Source organism: Micromonospora sp. MP36 (assembly GCF_008119785.1).
Lineage (GTDB): Bacteria > Actinomycetota > Actinomycetes > Mycobacteriales > Micromonosporaceae > Micromonospora.
Genome location: NZ_VSFA01000005.1, coordinates 170,554 through 186,626, shown reverse-complemented (window position 1 = coordinate 186,626; position 16,073 = coordinate 170,554). Strand labels below are relative to the sequence as shown.

Here is a 16,073-nt window from a genome sequence, read left to right as displayed (position 1 = left end):
ATTTATGATCACCGACGATTCCTAATCAAGTTGGTTAGCCTTCCCGCATGGCCCCGACCGCCTGGATCTCGCTGACCACCGACTACGGCCTCGCCGACGGGTTCGTCGCGGCGTGTCACGGAGTCCTCGCCCGGCTCGCCCCGGCCGCCCGGGTGATCGACGTGACCCACCTCGTGCCACCGGCGGACGTCCGGCGGGGTGCCGCGGTGCTCGCGCAGACCGTGCCGCACCTGCCCGAAGGGGTGCACGTGGCGGTGGTCGACCCGGGCGTGGGCACCGCCCGCCGCGGGATCGGCCTGGCCACCCCGGGCGGGCTGCTCGTCGGGCCGGACAACGGTCTGCTCCTCGACGCCGCCGCGGCGCTCGGCGGGATCACCGCCGCGGTCGAGCTGGCCAACCCGGACTGGCTGGCGCCCGCGGTCTCCCGCACCTTCCACGGCCGGGACGTCTTCGCGCCGGTCGCCGCCCGGCTCGCGCTCGGCGCGCCGCTCGCCGACGCCGGCCCGGCGCTGGACCCGGGGGCGCTGGTCCGGCTGCCCGCGCCGGTGGTCCGCCGCACCGCCGACGGGTTCGCCGCCGAGGTCCTCACCCTGGACCACTTCGGCAACGTCCAGCTCGCCGCCCCCGGGGACCTCCTCGACGGGCTGCCAGCACGGGTCCGGGTGGCCAGCGAGGGCCTCGGCGCGCCCGACGCCGCGCCGCGACCCGAGGCCGCCGCTGGCGTCCTCGCGGTGCGCGGGCGCACCTTCGGCGACGCCCCGCTCGGTGAGCTGGTGGTGTACCCGGATTCCGCCGGCCTGGTCGCCGTCGCCGTGAACACTGGCCGGGCGGTGGACCGGCTCGGGGTACGCCCGGGGGACGTGCTGACGGTGACTCACGGCTGAGCCACCGGGTGCGGGCCGGGCGGGGCGAGGGAGGATGGAGGGGTGCCCGAAGGTGACACCGTCTGGAACACCGCCCGCGTCCTCCAGCGCGCCCTGGCCGGTGCCCGGCTCACCGGTTCCGACTTCCGGGTGCCGCAGCTCGCCGCGACCGACCTGGCCGGCTGGACCGTCCGCGAATCGGCCAGCCGGGGCAAGCACCTGCTGCTCCGGCTCACCGCACCCGAGGGGCACACCGGCGGGCGGGACTGGACGCTGCACTCGCATCTGCGGATGGACGGCGCCTGGCGCGCGTACGCCCCGGGCGAGCGGTGGGCGGCCCGGCCGGCGCACCTGATCCGGGTGGTGTTCCGCTCCCCCGGCGCGGTCGCGGTCGGCTACCACCTGCACGAGCTGGCCCTGATCCCGACCGCGGCGGAGGAGTCGCTGGTCGGCCATCTCGGGCCGGATCTGCTCGGGCCGGACTGGGACCCGGACGAGGCGGTCCGCCGGCTGGCCGCCCGCCCGGACGAGACCATCGGCGAGGCGCTGCTGGACCAGCGCAACCTGGCCGGGGTGGGCAACTTGTACAAGTGCGAGGTGCTCTTCCTGCGCGGCATCTCGCCGTGGACGCGGGTCGGCGCGGTGCCCGACCTGGCCGGCACGGTCGTGCTCGCGCAGCGGTTGCTCGCCGCGAACCGGGGCCGCTGGACGCAGAGCACCACCGGCTCACTGCGGCGGGGGCAGACCAGCTACGTGTACGGCCGCCGGGCCCAGCCCTGCCGGCGCTGCGGCACCGCCGTCCAGCAGGCGGAACTGGGCGAGCGGGTCACCTACTGGTGCCCCGCCTGCCAGCCGGACCGCTCCTGACCTCCCGGCTGGTCGGAGTCGCCGACCAGCTCCCTGCGGAGATCCACTTCGACCGCTGACCCCGGCGGTGGGTTCGTGGAACTTCCATGAATCGCCAAGATCGCCCGAGATAGGGACGATTGGGTACTTCCCTCCTCGGGCTTCCGAGTCGCATGCTGCGGTTGACTGCTCACCGATCGTCAGCAGCGGGTACGCCCGCCACGTCGGCGTGGCGCGTACCCGCCCCGATCCCGGGGAGAGCCATGGCCCTGTTCCGCAGATTCCGGCCGGGCTGGGCGGACCGTGCCGTCCGGGCCGCCGAGGACGACACGCCCACGGTGCCCGCCGCCCGGGTCCCCGAGGAGGAGACCGGGCCGGCGCCGGCCAGCCTCGACCCGGCCGCCGTACCCCGCTGCTTCGGCCCGGTGCCGAACTTCGCCGGCAGTCCGCTGCCGATCCTCGACCGGACCGGCCGGCCGGTGCCCGGAACGGGCATCCGCAAGTTCGTCGACGCGCTGCCAGTGCCGGACGGATTCGACAACTCCAGCTCGGCTGGCGGCCATAATTCGGCCTCCGCGCCGCCAGGCGGCACTCCGGACCGAATGAAGGCCGGGCGGCCACACAATTCGGCCTCTACGCCGGCAGGCGGCGCTCCGGACCGAATGAAGGCCGGTCTGGCGCCGCGCAGCGACCTGAAGCCGTCGCTGGAGCCGTCGCCGGCCACCGCCGGGCTGGGCGCCCGGCTGCCGGTGGCGGTGCCCGACACCATCACCTGGCCCGGCTGCGACTATTACGAGATCGGGCTCCAGGAGTACGCGCAGCGCCTGCACCGGGACCTGCCCGCCACCCGGCTGCGCGGTTACCGCCAGCTCAACCTGGGCACCGACCCGTCCGGGCACAACACGGTCAGCCCGCCGGACCGGCCCTGGCACGTCGGGCCGCTGATCCGGGCGCGCCGCGGCCGGCCGGTGCGGATCAAGTTCATCAACCAGCTTCCGACCGGGCGGGCCGGTGAGCTCTTCCTGCCGGTGGACGAGACCGTCGACGGGGCCGGGACCGGGCCGCGGGACGGCCCGGCGCCGTACCCGCAGAACCGGGCGGTGCCGCACCTGGCCGGCGCGCAGACGGCCTGGATCAGCGCGGGCAACCCGTGGCAGTGGGTCACGCCCGCGGGCGAGATCACCCCGTACCCCGTCGGGGTGGGGGTCGTGCCGGTGCCGGACATGCCGCCGCCGGGCGCCGGCGCCACCACGCTCTACTTCCCGAACGACCAGAGCGGGCGGCTGATGTGGCTGCACGACAACACCCTCGGCCTGGCCCGGCTCACCGTCTACTCCGGGCAGCTCGCCCTCTACCTGCTCACCGATCCCGCCGAGGAGCGGCTGGTTGACGAGGGGGTGCTCCCCGCCGACGAGCTGCCGCTGGTGATCCAGGACAAGACCTTCGTGCCGGACGACGCGCAGCTCGCCGCCCAGGACCCGACCTGGGACCGGGACCGCTGGGGCGCCAAGGGCAGCCTCTGGCACCCGCACATCTACCAGCCACGGCAGAACCCCTACCGGAGCACCGGCAGCAACCCCACCGGCCGTTGGGACTACGGGCCGTGGACGCACGACCCGGACGGCGGCGGCAGCCCGTGGGTGGCGCCGGTGCCGAACCCGCACCACGACCCGGTCGCCGAACCGGAGGAGCCGCCGCTGGCGCCGGGGGTGCCGCACCCGTCAGCCGTTCCCGAGGCGTACGGGGACACCCCGCTGGTGAACGGGGTGGCCTACCCGTACCTGGAGGTGGCGCCGCGGGCGTACCGGTTCCGGATCCTCAACGCCTGCGCGGACCGCAGCCTCCACCTTCAGCTCTACCGGGCGTGCTCGGACGAGCCGATGTGGACCGACGACGGCGATCCGGGCGAGCTGGAGGCCGGCGAGGTGCCGATGGTCGACGCGGTCCGCGCGCCCGGGCGGCCGGCGTACTGGCCCACCGACGGGCGCGAGGGCGGGGTGCCGGATCACCGCGCGGCCGGCCCGGACCTGATCCAGATCGGCAACGAGTGCGGCCTGCTGCCCGCCCCGGCGGTGCTGGTGAACCGGCCGATCGGCTACCGGTACGACCGCCAGGACCCGACCGTGCTCAACGTGGACGGGCACACGCTGCTGCTCGCGCCCGGCGAGCGGGCCGACGTGGTGGTGGACTTCTCCGCCGTCCCCCCGGGCAGCACGCTGATCCTCTACAACGACTGCCCGGCCCCGCTGCCCCGGTTCGACCCCCGCTACGACCACTACACCGACGCCCCGGACCGCACCGCGACGGGCGGCCTCCCCGCCGCCCTGCCCGGCTACGGCCCGAACACCCGGACGCTGCTCCAGTTCCGCGTGGCGGGCACCCCGGCGCCGCCGTACGACCTGGCCAGGCTGGCCGCCCGCCTGCCCGGCGCGTACGCGGCGAGCCAGCGGCCGCCGATCGTGCCGCAACCGGTGTACGACGCCGCCTTCGGCACCCGGACGCCCCGGGAGACGCTGGTTCCCGCGCGCACCACCTCGGTGACCTTCACCCCGGTCGGCGCGATCGCCCCGGTGACGCTGCCGTTGGCGGTGAAGTCGGTCGGGCAGGTCTTCGAGCCCCGGCACGGCCGGGCGGTGGGCCGGCTCGGCGTCGGCCACCCGCACGCCGGGCCGCTGGCCCCGGCCACCCTGCCGCTCGGGCCGGTCGACCCGGCCACCGAGGTGCTGTACGCGACCGACCCCACCGTGCCGGTCGGCACCCCGGCCGACGGCACCCAGCTCTGGCGGATCGTCGGGGACGCGCCGGCCACTCAGCCGGTGCACGTCGAGGGCTGCGACCTGCAACTGGTCAACCGGGTCGGCTGGGACGGCACGCTCCGCCCGCCTGACCCGAACGAGCTGGGTTGGAAGGAGACCGTGCGGGTCAACCCGCGGGAGGATGTGATCGTGGCGCTGCGCCCGGTCCCGCCCAGCCTGCCGTTCAAGATCGGCGACAGCGTACGGCTGCTCGACCCCACGCGGCCGGCCGGCGTCCGCCTCGACGCCAGCCCGGTGAGTCCGGTCGACGGGCGGCCCGCCACGGTGGTCAACCAGCTGGTCAACCTTGGCTGGGAGTACCGCTGGCAGACGCGGTCGGCGGGGCTGCGCGACCAGGGCATGAGCCGGCCCCTGGTGCTGCGGGTCGCACCCAAGGCGCCGACCGGGCTGACCGCCACCCCGGCACCCGGGTCGGCCACCGCACTACCGGCCATCGCGCTGGCCTGGACGGGCAACGGCAGCCGCCCGCCGGCGACCAGTCACCTGCTGCAGCGGGCCACCGACGCCACCTTTATCGCCGGGCTCACCGAGATCACCGTGGCGGCCACCGCCACCCGGTACACCGACGCGACGGTGACGCCGGGGGTCACGTACCACTACCGGATCCGGGCGGAGAACGCGGTGAGCTGCTCGACCTGGTCGAACAGCGTCCCGGCGTCGGTGCAGCTCACCTCCCCGGCGAAGCTGACCGCGGCGGTGCCACCGGCCGCACCGCTGCGGGTCGCGCTGCGTTGGGCCAACCGCTCGTTCGCCACCGGCGTGGACGTGCAGCGGGCCACCAACCCGACGTTCACCAGCGGGCCGGGGACCACCGCCATCGCGGTCGACGACGCGCACCTCGACGCGGCGGTCGCCCCGAACACCACGTACTACTACCGGGTACGCACCACGTACCTGGGCGCCGCCTCACCCTGGTCGACGGTGGCGACGGTGACCACCCCGCCCCGGCCCGGGGTGCCGACCGGGGTGTGCGCCACCACGACCGCACCCGCCCCGGACACCGCCACGGTGATCCTGAGTTGGTCCGCCAGCACGCCCACCGGACCCGGGTCCGGGTTCGTGGTGCAGCGCGCCCTCGACCCCGGGTTCACCCGCGAGTTGGCCGCCTTCGGCGTCACCGGCCGTGGCTTCACCAACACCGGGCTGGCCCGGGGCGTCACCTACCACTACCGGATCCGGTCGTTCAACGTCGTCGGCACGTCCGCCTGGACCGGCCCCATCCCCATCACCACCCCCGACTGACCACCCGCGGCGTCGATCAAGAGGGTCACGTCAGGAATTCGCCCGCAAACGTCTTGGTCAACGCAGGCCGGTCAGGGGGTGCGGAGCGGGGGGTTGGCGGTGCGCAGTTCGGCCAGGGCCGACGCGACGCCGTGCAGCAGGTCGGTCGCCTCGGTGAGGCGGCCGGCGGCCGGGTGCTCGGTGCTGGGCCGGGCGTCCTCGGCGACGTAGCCGGCGGCGGCCACCACCAGCTGCTCGTACGCGGAAACCCCGCTCTCCAACTGGGCGGCCAGGGTGCCGTGGGCCTCGGCGAGCGGCCCCTGGGCCTCGCCCGGGGCGAGTTTGAGGGCCCGCTCCACGCTGGCCACCCGGTGGGCCAGGTCGCGCAGGGAGCGGTCGGCCTCGGCGGCCTCCTGGACCGCCGGCTCGGCCAGCCCGGTCAGCCGCCCGGTCATCCCGGCCAGCGTCAGCGCCGCCCGGTCCAGCCGGACCCATGCGTTGGCCGCCGAGGTGCCGCGCAGCGCCAGGCGGGAGCGGACCCGGCGTACCTCGGACAGGACGCCGGGGCCGACGGGCAGCCGCTCCACGGCGGCGACCAGCCGGGCGCGGGAGCGGGCGGCGGCCTCGGCCGGATCGAGGGCCGGCGGCGCCGGCACGGCGGCCAGCGCGCGGAGGTCCGCCCAGCGCCAGGCGGCGACGGCGATGGCGCTGCCGGCGGCACCGGCCCAGGCGGCGTCCGGCAGGCCGAGCCCGGCGTACGGGGTCAGCACCGCCGCCGCCCCGCCGAGCCCGCCGGCCAGGACGCTCCACCGCCGGGCGGACCGCCGCAACCGGCGCAGCCGGCGGAAGTGTCGCGTCCGCTCATCCACCATCAGTCTCCCCCGCCCCTCAGCTCGTGGTGCTCTCCCCGGTGCCGCGCTCCCGGCTCATGCTGGCCCGGATCTGGTCCAGCCGGGCGGCGGCGGCCGGGTTGGCGGCGGGTGCGGGCTGCGCCTCCCCCACCGCCGGGGACTCCTGCCGGCCGGTGAGCCGCTCGCCGGCCATGCTCGACCGGATCTGCTCCAGTCTCGCCGTCCCGGCCGAGTCGAGCGTGGCCTTCTGGATCTCCAGCATCCGGCCCTCGACGGAGTTGCCGGCCAGCTCGGCCCGGCCCATCGCGGTGGCGTACCGGCGCTCGATCCGGTCCCGGACCTCGTCCAGGGAGGGGGTGGTGCCGGGCGCGGTCAGCGCGGACATGGACTCCAGCGAGCGGGCCACGCTCTCCTGCATCTTGGCCTGCTCGAGCTGGCTGAGCAGCTTGGTCCGCTCGGCCAGCTTCTGCTGGAGGATCATCGAGTTGTTCTCGACCGCCTTGCGGGCCTGCGCGGCCGCGCCGAGCGCCTGGTCGTGCAACGTCTTGAGGTCCTCGGCGGCCTGCTCGGCGGAGACCAGCTGGGTGGCGAGCAGCTGCGCGGACTGCTCGTACCGCCCCGCCTCGGTCTCGTCGCCCCGGGTCCGGGCCTGGTCGGCCAGGACCAGGGCCTGCCGGGCGTTGGCCTGGAGCTGCTCGACCTCGGACATCTGCCGGGACAGCTTCATCTCGAGCTGGCGCTGGTTACCGATCACCGCGGCCGCCTGCTGGACCAGCGCCTGGTGCTGCCGCTGGGCCTCCTCGATGGCCTGCTGGATCTGCACCTTCGGGTCGGCGTGCTCGTCGATCTTCGAGCCGAAGAGCGCCATCAGGTATTTCCAACCCTTGACGAACGGGTTCGCCATCTCCGCGTTGTCCCCTCAGTAGCGTCGCGCCGCTTTGACCAGGCCGGGCGGGGTCGGCCGGCAGGCCGGACGGTGTGCCTCCATCGTCCCAGCCCGACGCCAGCATGGCACCCGGACAACTCTGATCAACAGTACGCGGCGGTCGCCACCGGCGGCCATGGCGCGGCGCGGCGGATCAGGCGGCGCAGACGACGTCCCGGTCCGCGGAACGGACCCGGGTGCTGCGCAGCGTCGCCTTGAGCGGCGAGTCCTGGCGGACCTGGACGGCCACCGACCCGTCGGAGGAAACCTGACGGACGCTCCGGTTGGTCGCCTTGCGGACGGCGGGCGGGGCGACCGGAGTCGACTCGACCGGCTGGTCGGCCACCGGGACCAGCACCCCGGGCATCTGCTCGGCCAGGGCGACCGTGTCGCTGACCTCGCGGAGCAGCTCGGAGAGGCGGGCGCCGAGCGCGTCACAGATCGCGGCCAGCAGCTCGCTGGAGGGCTCCTTCTGGCCGCGCTCGATCTCGGAGAGGTAACCGAGGCTCACGTTGGCGGCGGAGGAGACTTCGCGGAGGGTGCGGTGTTGCCCCTGCCGGCGCGCCCGCAGAGCGTCACCGATCACCCGGCGTAGCAGGACCATCGCACCTCCCCCTGACGGGACCACCATCTCCGGCCGGTCGTGCCACGCCGGGCGCGGCGGACCGCCCCGGCGCCGACGTCGTCCGTCGGAGCCTTCCCGCAACCGTACCCGTTGGCCGCCTCGCCGACATCCCGCCCCGCCCCTTGAATCGCGCGGAGCCGGCCGGGAGGGTCGGTCGGCCGCCCCGCGACCCGACGGCTCACCGGTGGCCCGCCCCGGCCCGGTCGGCGTCGTCCGTCCCACCGGCGGCGGCGCCGGCGTCCCGCTCGTTGGCGGCGTGCAAACGGTCGGCGAGCAACCGCAGCGCCTCGATCACCGCGGCGGACCGGATGTGTGCGCGGCCGCCGTCGAGGTCGAGCTGGCGTACCTGGGTGCCGTCGGGGCCGGCGACGGCGACGTACACCAGGCCGACCGGCTTGCCGTCCTGCGGTTCCGGGCCGGCCACCCCGGTGGTGGCCAGCCCCCAGTCGGCGCCGCAGCGACGCCGCCCGCCCTCGGCGAGGGCCGCGGCCACGTCCGGGTCGACCGGTCCGCGCTCCGCCAGCAGGTCCTCGGGTACGCCGGCCAGCTGCGCCTTCAGCTCAGTGGCGTAGACCACCAGCCCGCCCCGGTACGTCCCGCTCACCCCGGCGATCTCCACGATCGAGGCGGAGAGCAGCCCACCGGTGAGGGACTCGACGGTGGCCAACGTCTCGTGCCGCTCCGACAGGCTGTGCACCACCCCGGCCGCCGGACTGCCGACGGGCCGTTCCCCCTGCGCGTCCCGATCATCCATGCCCCAGAACCTTCCCCTTCCCGCCTCGGCCTATCCATCCTCCCGCTCGGCGGGGCGGCGGAGGCGGAGAGCCTGGGCGATGTAGTCGAAACCGGTCAGCACGGTGACGACGACCGCGGCGCCCATGATCCACGGCCCCACGACGGCCAGCGGGTCCGGCATCGGCCAGAGGTACCAGGTGATGGCGAGGATCTGCAGCGCCGTCTTGATCTTGCCGCCCCGGCTGGCCGCGATCACCCCGTGCCGGATCACCCAGAAGCGCAGCGCCGTGATGCCCAGCTCCCGGACCAGGATCACCATGGTGACCCACCAGGGCAGCCGGTCGTACCAGGAGAGCAGCACCAGGGCGGCGCCGGTGAGCGCCTTGTCGGCGATCGGGTCGGCGACCTTGCCGAGCGAGGTCACCAGTGCGAACCGACGCGCGATCCAGCCGTCCACGAGATCGGTCGCCGAGGCGACCACGAAGATCAGGCAGGCGGCCATCCGCCAGCCCGCGTCGATCATGTCGGAGGCGACCACCGAGGCGGCGAAGACCGGCACCAGCACCAGCCGCACCCCGGTGAGCACGTTCGCCGCGTTGAGCAGAGGTACCGGGCCCACGGTCGAGTCCGCCCCGGTCATCGCCGTGCCCCGCTCCGGCCGCCGTGGCGTACCTGGCACCGCAACACGTGGCTCCCCCGCTCCGTTCGGGCCCGTCGTCACCGTGCCGCGCCGGGCGCCGCCGAGATCATCTCATCCGGTACGGCGACCAGGTCGACACCCTCGGTCGCGGTCACCGTGGCCCGGACCAGGTCGCCGGGGCGCAGCGCGGCCAGGTCGACCCCGCCGCCCGCCGGCGCGACCAGGGTGGTCGAGCCGTCCACCTCGGGTGCCTGGTGCGCCGCCCGCCCCTCGACCATGCCGTCGGCGACCGAGTCGACCAGCACCTCGACCGTCGAGCCGAGCCGCTCCTCGGCCCGCTGCGAGCAGAGCTCGTCGGCGAGCGCGCTGAGCTTGTCGTAGCGCCGCTTCACGGTGGCGGCGGAGACCTTGCCCGGCAGGCCGGCGGCCTCGGTGCCGTCCTCGTCGCTGTAGTCGAACACGCCGATCGCGTCGAGGCGCGCCTCGGTCAGGAACCGGACCAGCTCGGCCACGTCCTGCCGGGTCTCGCCGGGGAAACCGACGATGAAGTTGCTCCGGGCGCCCGCCTCGGGGGCGAGGGCGCGGGCGGAGGCCAGCAGCTCCAGGAAGCGGTCGGTGGAGCCGAAACGGCGCATCCGGCGCAGCACCGGCTCGCTGGAGTGCTGGAACGACAGGTCGAAGTAGGGCGCCACGCCGGGCGTGGTGGCGATCACCTCGACCAGGCCGGGCCGGGTCTCGGCGGGCTGGAGGTAGCTGGCCCGCACCCGGACGATCCCGTCGATCGCGGCGAGCTGCGGCAGCAGCTTCTCCAACGCCCGGGGGTCGCCCAGGTCCTTGCCGTACGAGGTGGAGTTCTCGCTGACCAGCACCAGCTCGCGGACGCCGGTCTTGGCCAGCCACTCCGCCTCGGCGAGCAGCTCGTCCGGGGTACGCGAGACGAACGCGCCACGGAACGCCGGGATGGCGCAGAACGCGCAGCGGCGGTCGCAGCCGCTGGCCAGCTTGAGCGAGGCGACCGGCCCGGTGTCGAGCCGGTGCCGCAGCACCTGCCGCAAATGGGCCGGCGTGTGCTCGTCGGTCTCCGCGAGGGCCCGGGTCGGGGTCCCGTGGCCGGGCAGCGAGACCGCCGCGTCGCGCCGCTTCACCGGGGTGAGCGGCAGCAGCTCGCGCCGGTCCCGCGGGGTGTGCGCGTCCAGCGCCTCGCCCGCGACGACCGCGTTCAGCCGGGCGGAGATGTCCGGGTAGTCGTCGAAGCTGAGCACGGCCTGCGCCTCGGGCAGGCTGTCGGCCAGCTCGCGGCCGTACCGCTCGGCCATGCAGCCGGCGGCGACCACCTTGGCTCCGGTGTCGGCCGCGGCGAGCAGCGTCTGGATCGAGTCCTGCTTGGCCTTCTCCACGAAGCCGCACGTGTTCACGACCACCACGTCGGCGCCCTCGCCGTCGGTGGTCACCTGCCAGCCGTCGGCGTGCAGTCGCGCGGCCAACTCCTCCGAGTCGACCTCGTTACGGGCGCAGCCCAGGGTCAGCAGGGCGACGCGACGGCCGTCGGGGGCGGACGACAGCTCCAGGTCGCGGCGCGGCGCGTCGGAAGGGGAGGTGGCAGACACCACCCGAGGGTACCGGGCCACGCTGGGAACCCCACGACGGCGGGCCGCCCGCATCGGCCGGCTCACAGTGCGCCCGACCGCCCGGCCGTCAGCGGGCCGGGGCGCCGACCCGGGCCAGCCGGTCCAGCAGGAAGACCTCGGTGCCCGCCAGGCCGGTGGAGCAGAAGACCGAGATCTGGTCCGCGCCGGTCCGACCCGGGACCGCCCCCGCCAGCACCGCACCCAGGTCGCGCAGCCGGCCGGCGTACGGCTCGACAGCGGTGAGCATCGGCGGGACGTACGCGGCGGCCTGCGCCGGCGAGTCGGTGACCAGCAGGTCGGCGGCGTCCAGCAGGTCGGTGCCGAACTCGTGCCGGTTGACCTGCTTGAAGCCAACGGTGTTGACGTGGGTGCCCGGGGCGAGGTCGCGGGCGTCGAGCACCGGCGTGGTGCTGGTGGTGGCGAGCAGCACCACGTCCCGGTCACGGACCGCCTCGGCGGCGGAGGCGACCGCGCGGGCCGGCACGCCCAACTCGGCCCGGACCCGGGCGGCGAACGCCTCCCGCCGGGCCGCCGAGCGGCTGTGCACGGTCACCTCGCGCAGCGGCCGGACCGCGGCGGCGGCCCAGACCTGGGTCCACGCCTGGCGGCCGGAGCCGATCACTCCGACCCTGGCGGCGTCCGGGCGGGCGAGGGCGTCGACGGCCACCCCGCCCAGCCCGCCGGTACGCCGGGAGCCCAGCTCGTCACCGACCGCGATCGCCCGCACCGCCCCGGTCCGCGCGTCGTGCAGCACGACCAACTGCCCGCTCTCCGGGTGCCCGAAGGTGTCGTACGAGCGGAAGCCGTACCACTCGCCGGTGAGGTGACCGGCGGTGAGCACCATCCGGCCGCCGCCCAGCGGGGCGGACGCCCGGGGCGGGGCGATCAGCCGGCCCTCGTACGCGGCCAGCAGGGCGTCCCGCATGGCGGCGACGGTGAGCGGCGCGTCCACCGCGGCGGCGACGTCCTCGTCGGAGAAGAGCAGGGTCATGCGGCCCATGGTGCAACCTGAAGTTAACTTGAGATCCACCGTTGGTGGGCTTTCTCACCGCCCAGTGACCGCACCCCGGTGCTACCGTCGGCCGCGGCGGCCCCGTGCCGCCCCGGACGAGTGGTGGCGTACCCGGTCAGGCCAAGACGCCCCGTGTGACCGCCCCGTCCCGGCCCCGGTGGCCGGGCACTCGTCAGAGGTGATCTCATGGCCTGGATCGTGCTGGTGCTCTCCGGACTGCTGGAGACCGTGTGGGCGATCGCCCTCGACCGCAGCGCCGGCTTCAGCCGCCCCCTCCCCTCGCTCGTCTTCGGCGTCTCGCTGGTGGCGAGCATGGCCGGCCTGGCGTACGCCATGCGCGACATCCCCGTCGGCACCGGCTACGCGGTCTGGGTGGGAATCGGGGCGGTGGGGACCGCCCTGGTCGGCATGCTCGCGCTGCACGAGCCGGCCACCCTGCCCCGGATCGGCTGCCTGCTGCTGGTCGTCGCCGGCGTGGTGGGCCTCAAGTTCTTCCACTGAGGCCCGGAAACGGCGCCGGCGTCCGGTTTGGCGGCCGGTGGATAGCGGGTAGTGCTCCCTCACCTCGCCCGAGGGCCTATCTGACGGAGGACACCATGGCCGACATGCCTGCCACCGCCCGCCCGCGCAGCAGTGCGGCGCGCGTCTGCACCATCCTCGCGTTCGTCTTCGCGGTCATCGCGATCTTCTTCCTGCCGCCGCTGTTCGGCCTGGTCGGGCTGATCCTCGGCATCGTCGGCGCGGTGCTGGGCGACAAGCCGCTCGGCTGGTACGCCGCCGCCGCCAGCGTCGTCGGCGCCGTGCTCGGCATGGTGATCGCCGCAGCGCTGTTGAACTCCTGAGCACGCGTCCGCTCCGCGGGCCCGCCGCTCGGCCGGCGGGCCCGCGGGCATGCCGGGCGCCACTCGCCGAGCGATGGCGGCGCGGGCCTCGGAACCGGGGCGGACGGTCCAGTTGCGACCTGATCAGCGCCCGCTCGGAACGAGGTGAAGCCATGGGAGGTCAGCCGCGCTCGGCGAGCATGACCTGATTGCCGTCCGGATCGAGGACCACCGCCATGCGCTCCCCCCACGGCTGGTCCACCGGCGCGGCGAGGACCGTCACCCCGGCGTCGCGCAGTCGCTCGTGGGCGGCGTCGCAGTCCGGCACGTACGCCCACAGCCGGACCCGGTTGTTGGTGAGCGCCTCCGGCTCGTCCGACACGCCGAGGCCGAGGGAGCTCGCGCCCAGCCGGAGGGCGACGAACTCCACCTCGCCGGACGCCGGATAGCGGTAGGTCTCCACGCCGCCGAGCAGGTCCCGGTAGAAGCGTAGGGCGGCCGGCAGATCGGCGGTGACCAGGATCGGGAAGAGTTCCTGGGCGCCGGGCGGCTCAGCCATCGCCGCCGCGCAGGCCGGCCAGGACCTCCTCCAACTCGTCCGGCTTGACCAGCACGTCGCGGGCCTTGGAGCCCTCGGACGGCCCGACCACACCCCGGGTCTCCATCAGGTCCATCAGCCGGCCCGCCTTGGCGAAACCGACCCGCAGCTTGCGCTGGAGCATCGAGGTGGACCCGAACTGCGAGGTGACCACCAGCTCCACCGCCTGCACCAGCAGGTCCAGGTCGTCGCCGATGTCCTCGTCGATCTTCTTCTTGCTGTCCTGCGCGGCGGTCAGCACGTCCGCGCGGAACTCCGGCTCGCGCTGGTTCTTGCAGAACTTCACCACGTCGTGGATCTCGCGCTCGGTTACCCAGGCGCCCTGGATGCGGACCGGCTTCGAGGCGCCCATCGGCAGGAAGAGCCCGTCACCGCGACCCAGCAGCTTCTCCGCGCCGGGCTGGTCGAGGATGACCCGCGAGTCGGCCAGCGAGGAGGTGGCGAAGGCCAGCCGGGACGGCACGTTCGCCTTGATCAGGCCGGTGACCACGTCGACCGAGGGACGCTGGGTGGCGAGCACCAGGTGGATGCCGGCGGCCCGGGCGAGCTGGGTGATCCGGACGATCGAGTCCTCCACGTCGCGCGGCGCGACCATCATCAGGTCGGCCAGCTCGTCCACGATCACCAGCAGGTACGGGTACGGCCGCAGCTCCCGCTCGCTGCCCGGCGGGGCCTTGATCTCGCCGTTGCGGACCTTGCGGTTGAAGTCGTCGATGTGCCGGACCCCGTTGGCGGCGAGGTCGTCGTAGCGCATGTCCATCTCGCGGACGACCCACTCCAGCGAGTCGGCCGCCTTCTTCGGGTTGGTCACGATCGGCGTGACCAGGTGCGGGATGCCCTCGTAGCCGGTCAGCTCGACCCGCTTCGGGTCGATGAGCAGCAGACGCACCTCGTCCGGGGTGGCCCGGGTCAAAATGGACACAAGCAGGGTGTTCAGGCAACTCGACTTGCCGGCGCCGGTGGCCCCCGCGATGAGGATGTGCGGCATCTTCGCGAGGTTGGCCACCACGTAGCCGCCCTCGATGTCCTTACCGAGCGCGACCACCATCGGATGGTGGTCGCTCTTCGCGGCGCGCGAGCGGAGCACGTCGCCCAGCGCGACGTTCTCCGGGTCGGTGTTCGGGATCTCCACGCCGACCGCGCTCTTGCCCGGGATCGGGCTGAGGATCCGCACGTCCGGCGACTTAACCGCGTACGCGATGTTGCGGGAGAGCTGGGTGATCCGCTCCACCTTGACGCCCGGGCCCAGCTCCACCTCGTAGCGGGTGACCGTCGGGCCGCGGGTGAAACCGGTGACCGCAGCGTCCACGTCGAACTGTTCGAAGACGCCGGTCAGCGCGGCGATCACCTCGTCGTTGGCCTTGCTCCGGCTCTTCGGCGCGGCGCCGCTGCCCAGGATGTTGGCCGGCGGCAGGGTGTAGTCGCCGGCCAACCCGGTGAGGGCGAGCTGCTCGGCCCGGGTGGGCAGCGGCGAGTGCTCCGGCGGCTCCACCGGCTTGCGGCTCGCGGGCACCTTCGCCGGCGGCTTGCGCGGCAGCACCAGCGTGTCCTGCAGGTCGACCCCGTCGAGGTCGTCGTCCGGGTCCGCCGGGTCCAGCGGCGGCGGGAGGCGCTTCGCTGGTCGCTTGCGGGCCGGCTTGGCCGACGCCTCGGTCTCGGCGTCCGCCGCCTCCGGCGGCGCGACCAGGGAGCCGGCGAGCAGCCCGAGCCGCTCCGGGATCTTGTTGATCGGGGTCGCGGTGACCACCAGCAGGCCGAAGACCAGCAACAGGATGAGCAGCGGCACCGCCACCCAGGGGGTGATCGCGGCCGCCAGCAGGTCGCCGAGGCCGGCGCCGATCAGCCCGCCCGCGTAGTCGCGCTGCACCGCGTCGACCGGATCCTGTCCGATGTGCAGCATCGCCGCGGTGGCGAGCAGCATGGAACCCCAGCCGACCAGGCCGCGCCCGCGGTGGGCCGGGTCCCCTGGCGTGCGCAACAGCCGCCAGGCGCCGATCATCAGCAGCACCGGCACGACGATCGCGATCGCGCCGAGGAAGAGCCGGACGGTGTCGGCCAGGCGCGCGCCGACCGGCCCGGCGCCGCCGAACCAGATGGCCACCGCGCTGAGGATGGCCAGGCCGAACAGGAGCAGCCCGGCACCGTCGCGGCGGTGCTCCGGGTCGAGGTCGCGGGCGGAGGCGGCCTGCCGGCCGGCGGCGCGGACGGCCCAGCCCAAACCGTGCGCCACGCCCATCCACATCGCACCGATCGCGCGGCCCAGGTAGGCGGCCGGGCTCGGCCGCGCCGCCGGTCGCCGCCGCGGGGTGGCCCGGGTCGCCTTCTTCGCGGGCTGACGGGCACGGCTGTTCGTGGTACCGCGCGGCGACGCGCCGCGCCGCCGGCTCGCCTGAGAGGTACGGCCCGCCATACAGTCACGGTAACGGCGGGACCCGGCAGATCGCCGCTTTTCCGGGTCGTGTCCGCGCGTCGCAGCACGGGCCGCGCCGTCC

Annotated in this window: 14 protein-coding genes and 1 riboswitch; of the genes, 5 read left to right on the top strand and 9 right to left on the bottom strand. The window is 74.6% G+C overall.

All coding sequences use genetic code 11. The features are described from left to right. Nucleotides 1–47 precede the first annotated feature (47 nt). From FXF52_RS08455 to FXF52_RS08445, 3 genes are all read left to right on the top strand, one after another. Nucleotides 48–884, top strand: a complete 837-nt coding sequence (locus FXF52_RS08455; protein ID WP_148795117.1) for an S-adenosyl-l-methionine hydroxide adenosyltransferase family protein — start codon at nucleotides 48–50, stop codon at nucleotides 882–884. A 42-nt stretch (nucleotides 885–926) separates the two neighbouring features. Beyond that, the gene (locus FXF52_RS08450) at nucleotides 927–1,730 is read left to right on the top strand and encodes a DNA-formamidopyrimidine glycosylase family protein (RefSeq protein ID WP_148795115.1); all 804 of its coding nucleotides are present in this window, start codon (nucleotides 927–929) and stop codon (nucleotides 1,728–1,730) included. 242 nt (nucleotides 1,731–1,972) lie between these two features. Continuing rightward, nucleotides 1,973–5,767 carry a hypothetical protein gene (locus tag FXF52_RS08445; protein ID WP_148795112.1) on the top strand — a complete coding sequence of 1,265 codons (3,795 nt, stop codon included), beginning with the start codon at nucleotides 1,973–1,975 and terminating at the stop codon, nucleotides 5,765–5,767. Between the two features lie 71 nt (nucleotides 5,768–5,838). Here FXF52_RS08445 and FXF52_RS08440 read toward each other — a convergent pair whose 3' ends face one another. From FXF52_RS08440 to FXF52_RS08410, 7 genes are all read right to left on the bottom strand, one after another. Continuing rightward, nucleotides 5,839–6,618: a hypothetical protein gene (locus tag FXF52_RS08440; protein ID WP_148795110.1), complete on the bottom strand. Its 780-nt coding sequence runs from the start codon at nucleotides 6,616–6,618 to the stop codon at nucleotides 5,839–5,841. A gap of 16 nt (nucleotides 6,619–6,634) precedes the next feature. Beyond that, nucleotides 6,635–7,501 (bottom strand): PspA/IM30 family protein, encoded by an 867-nt coding sequence (locus tag FXF52_RS08435; RefSeq protein ID WP_148795108.1) that lies wholly within the window; start codon nucleotides 7,499–7,501, stop codon nucleotides 6,635–6,637. Between the two features lie 175 nt (nucleotides 7,502–7,676). Next, entirely contained in the window at nucleotides 7,677–8,126 is a 450-nt protein-coding gene (locus tag FXF52_RS08430; protein ID WP_148795106.1) for a helix-turn-helix domain-containing protein, read from the bottom strand. A 199-nt stretch (nucleotides 8,127–8,325) separates the two neighbouring features. After that, the gene (locus FXF52_RS08425) at nucleotides 8,326–8,901 is read right to left on the bottom strand and encodes a CinA family protein (RefSeq protein WP_148795104.1); all 576 of its coding nucleotides are present in this window, start codon (nucleotides 8,899–8,901) and stop codon (nucleotides 8,326–8,328) included. Between the two features lie 30 nt (nucleotides 8,902–8,931). Further along, on the bottom strand, nucleotides 8,932–9,522 hold the full coding sequence (pgsA, locus tag FXF52_RS08420) for a CDP-diacylglycerol--glycerol-3-phosphate 3-phosphatidyltransferase (protein WP_148795170.1): 591 nt from the start codon (nucleotides 9,520–9,522) through the stop codon (nucleotides 8,932–8,934). 77 nt (nucleotides 9,523–9,599) lie between these two features. Continuing rightward, nucleotides 9,600–11,132: a 30S ribosomal protein S12 methylthiotransferase RimO gene (gene rimO / locus FXF52_RS08415; RefSeq protein ID WP_370517897.1), complete on the bottom strand. Its 1,533-nt coding sequence runs from the start codon at nucleotides 11,130–11,132 to the stop codon at nucleotides 9,600–9,602. A gap of 85 nt (nucleotides 11,133–11,217) precedes the next feature. Next, nucleotides 11,218–12,141, bottom strand: a complete 924-nt coding sequence (locus tag FXF52_RS08410) for an ornithine cyclodeaminase family protein (protein ID WP_187413385.1) — start codon at nucleotides 12,139–12,141, stop codon at nucleotides 11,218–11,220. Between the two features lie 91 nt (nucleotides 12,142–12,232). Further along, nucleotides 12,233–12,297: riboswitch (guanidine-III (ykkC-III) riboswitch) on the top strand. A 51-nt stretch (nucleotides 12,298–12,348) separates the two neighbouring features. Between FXF52_RS08410 and FXF52_RS08405 the strand changes: the two genes are divergently transcribed. Together FXF52_RS08405 and FXF52_RS08400 are read left to right on the top strand one after the other, a co-directional pair. Continuing rightward, nucleotides 12,349–12,663: a multidrug efflux SMR transporter gene (locus FXF52_RS08405; RefSeq protein ID WP_148795100.1), complete on the top strand. Its 315-nt coding sequence runs from the start codon at nucleotides 12,349–12,351 to the stop codon at nucleotides 12,661–12,663. Between the two features lie 95 nt (nucleotides 12,664–12,758). Then, complete coding sequence (locus tag FXF52_RS08400; protein WP_148795098.1) at nucleotides 12,759–13,004, top strand: hypothetical protein; 246 nt, start codon at nucleotides 12,759–12,761, stop codon at nucleotides 13,002–13,004. Between the two features lie 160 nt (nucleotides 13,005–13,164). Here the strand turns inward: FXF52_RS08400 and FXF52_RS08395 are convergent, their stop codons facing one another. Together FXF52_RS08395 and FXF52_RS08390 are read right to left on the bottom strand one after the other, a co-directional pair. Further along, nucleotides 13,165–13,542: a glyoxalase/bleomycin resistance/extradiol dioxygenase family protein gene (locus tag FXF52_RS08395; protein ID WP_148795096.1), complete on the bottom strand. Its 378-nt coding sequence runs from the start codon at nucleotides 13,540–13,542 to the stop codon at nucleotides 13,165–13,167. After that, nucleotides 13,535–15,991: a DNA translocase FtsK 4TM domain-containing protein gene (locus tag FXF52_RS08390; RefSeq protein WP_148795094.1), complete on the bottom strand. Its 2,457-nt coding sequence runs from the start codon at nucleotides 15,989–15,991 to the stop codon at nucleotides 13,535–13,537. The genes FXF52_RS08395 and FXF52_RS08390 overlap by 8 nt, the downstream gene beginning before the upstream one ends. Nucleotides 15,992–16,073: the final 82 nt, after the last annotated feature.

What these genes read in the sequence shown, in the direction of transcription:
- FXF52_RS08455 (WP_148795117.1), top strand. Translation starts at nt 48, where the DNA reads ATGGCCCCGACCGCCTGGATCTCGCTGACCACCGACTACGGCCTCGCC.
- FXF52_RS08445 (WP_148795112.1), top strand. Translation starts at nt 1,973, where the DNA reads ATGGCCCTGTTCCGCAGATTCCGGCCGGGCTGGGCGGACCGTGCCGTC.
- FXF52_RS08440 (WP_148795110.1), bottom strand. Translation starts at nt 6,618, where the DNA reads ATGGTGGATGAGCGGACGCGACACTTCCGCCGGCTGCGCCGGTTGCGG.
- FXF52_RS08435 (WP_148795108.1), bottom strand. Translation starts at nt 7,501, where the DNA reads ATGGCGAACCCGTTCGTCAAGGGTTGGAAATACCTGATGGCGCTCTTC.
- FXF52_RS08430 (WP_148795106.1), bottom strand. Translation starts at nt 8,126, where the DNA reads ATGGTCCTGCTACGCCGGGTGATCGGTGACGCTCTGCGGGCGCGCCGG.
- FXF52_RS08425 (WP_148795104.1), bottom strand. Translation starts at nt 8,901, where the DNA reads ATGGATGATCGGGACGCGCAGGGGGAACGGCCCGTCGGCAGTCCGGCG.
- pgsA (WP_148795170.1), bottom strand. Translation starts at nt 9,522, where the DNA reads ATGACCGGGGCGGACTCGACCGTGGGCCCGGTACCTCTGCTCAACGCG.
- FXF52_RS08410 (WP_187413385.1), bottom strand. Translation starts at nt 12,141, where the DNA reads ATGACCCTGCTCTTCTCCGACGAGGACGTCGCCGCCGCGGTGGACGCG.
- FXF52_RS08405 (WP_148795100.1), top strand. Translation starts at nt 12,349, where the DNA reads ATGGCCTGGATCGTGCTGGTGCTCTCCGGACTGCTGGAGACCGTGTGG.
- FXF52_RS08400 (WP_148795098.1), top strand. Translation starts at nt 12,759, where the DNA reads ATGGCCGACATGCCTGCCACCGCCCGCCCGCGCAGCAGTGCGGCGCGC.
- FXF52_RS08395 (WP_148795096.1), bottom strand. Translation starts at nt 13,542, where the DNA reads ATGGCTGAGCCGCCCGGCGCCCAGGAACTCTTCCCGATCCTGGTCACC.
- FXF52_RS08390 (WP_148795094.1), bottom strand. Translation starts at nt 15,991, where the DNA reads ATGGCGGGCCGTACCTCTCAGGCGAGCCGGCGGCGCGGCGCGTCGCCG.